General features: G+C 57.5%; 1 protein-coding gene. It reads left to right on the plus strand.

Annotation, left to right across the window (positions count from 1 at the left end):
* Positions 1-60 precede the first annotated feature (60 nt).
* A partial coding sequence (locus tag C6558_RS39350) for an MFS transporter (RefSeq protein WP_245449384.1) occupies positions 61-398 on the plus strand: 338 nt, incomplete at its 3' end.

Raw genomic sequence — 398 nt, forward strand, 5'->3', positions numbered from 1 at the left:
TTAACCCTAGGATTTCTAGCCGCAGGGTCCATCATCGCTGCCTTAAGCAACGACATATCTATGCTCATCGTCGCCCGTGCCGTCCAGGGAATTGGCGGAGGCGTCTTGCCACTGACCTTCGGGATTATCCGCGACGAATTCCCGTCTCAAAAGGTCGCTCCGTCCATCGCCACCGCATCGTCCCTGTTGGGTGCGTCGACGGCCATCGGGCTAGTGGTGGCCGGACCGATCGTGGCACTGCTGGGCCATCGATGGCTTTTCTGGATTCCAATGCTGTGCGCTGTTCTCGTCCTTATACTCGCCGCCCTGATAATCCCGAGAACGAACAGGGATCAGACCAAACGGATCAATTGGATCGCCGGCATCGTCCTGTCCGTGTGGACGGTCATCTTGCTTAT

The sequence above is a fragment of the Ensifer sp. NM-2 genome (genome assembly GCF_003024455.1).
GTDB classification, from domain to species: Bacteria; Pseudomonadota; Alphaproteobacteria; order Rhizobiales; family Rhizobiaceae; genus Ensifer; species Ensifer canadensis.